Source organism: Sphingomonas sp. S-NIH.Pt3_0716 (assembly GCF_003950715.1).
Taxonomy (GTDB): domain Bacteria; phylum Pseudomonadota; class Alphaproteobacteria; order Sphingomonadales; family Sphingomonadaceae; genus Sphingobium; species Sphingobium yanoikuyae_A.
On record NZ_QLJK01000102.1, the window covers coordinates 1 to 1,387 of the forward strand.

Annotated in this window: 1 protein-coding gene; it reads left to right on the forward strand. The window is 59.9% G+C overall.

What is annotated here, in order from left to right; genetic code table 11:
* Positions 1-81: 81 nt before the first annotated feature.
* Positions 82-1,116, forward strand: coding sequence for an IS110 family RNA-guided transposase (locus BRX37_RS26195; protein ID WP_010338606.1), 1,035 nt, complete (start codon positions 82-84; stop codon positions 1,114-1,116).
* Positions 1,117-1,387: the final 271 nt, after the last annotated feature.

Below are 1,387 nucleotides of genomic sequence, written 5' to 3' on the forward strand. Positions count from 1 at the left end.
GGTACGCTAAACGATGGAGTGGATGGCTCCCGCTCACCGGCTGAGGCAGACTGCCTCGGCTGAAGAGCGAGGAGACGGACGATGAGTGAGATTGTCACGATTGGGCTGGATATCGCGAAGTCGGTGTTCCAGGTCCATGGTGTAGACGCGGCGGGTCAGGTGGTTGTGACCCGGCAATTGAAGCGCGGACAGATGTTGAAGTTTTTCGCGGCATTGCCTCCGGTTCTGATCGGGATCGAAGCCTGCGGAACGGCGCATCACTGGGGTCGGCAGCTCCAGAACCTGGGCCACGACGTAAAACTCATCCCGCCGATCTACGTGAAACCTTACGTCAAGCGGCAGAAGAACGATGCCGCCGATGCCGAAGCGATTTGCGAGGCGGTGACGCGGCCGACAATGCGGTTCGTCGAAATCAAGTCAGTTGACCAGCAGGCTGGCGGCGTGCTGCACAAAACGCGGGCACTGCTGATCAAGCAGCGGACGATGATGTTCAATGCCGTGCGCAGCCATCTGGCCGAATTCGGTCTTGTGACGGGTACCGGCGTGGCGCAGGTGGTGCGCATGGTCGATCGGCTTGCGAAAGGGGACGAACTCGATCTTCCGGAACTGGCGCGCGAGACACTCGGCGTCTTAGCGCGCCACATTCAGGAACTGCAGGACAAGCTCACCGGGATCGATAAGCAGTTGACCCGCTGGCATTATCGCAACGACGTCAGCAACATCCTTGAAACCATCCCCGGCGTTGGTGTGATCACCGCCTCGGCGCTCGCGTCGATGGTGACCAACGCGCAGAGCTTCAGGTCGGCCCGCCATTTCGCCGCCTGGCTTGGACTCGTGCCCCGGCAAAACTCGTCAGGTGGCAAGACCCGCCTGGGCAAGATTACCAAGGGCGGCAATCGCTACCTGCGACAATTGCTGGTCGTCGGTGCGACTTCAGTGCTGCGGCATGTCCGGGCGGGCAGCGTCAAAGGCTTTGAATGGGCCAAAGCCTTGCTTGATCGCCGTCCGCCCAAGGTCGTGGCCGTTGCTCTGGCCAACAAGATGGCGCGTATTGCATGGGTGGTGATGACGCGCGGCGTCGAGTATGAAAGAAAGGAATTGGCGATCGCAGCCTGATTGGCAGGCGATGGCAAAACAAGGTTGAGGTGTGAAGACCGACTGAAGGCAAGCCATTCGATCCACCGAGCTTCGGCAAACCTGCTTAGCGTACAGGACTTCGAGTCCGCGTAAACGATGAGGAGGCCAGGGCTGGCGGAATCCTTCAAGGCCAGCAGCCGTATAAAGGCTGCACATAAAGGCCGGACACGCGACTGCACTCGATATGGCATGTCAGAACGTCAGAAAATCGCACCGCAACGCGGGAGCCATCCACACGCAACGCTAAGGG

Coding starts and splice junctions, on each gene's coding strand:
- BRX37_RS26195 (WP_010338606.1), top strand. CDS start 82: ATGAGTGAGATTGTCACGATTGGGCTGGATATCGCGAAGTCGGTGTTC.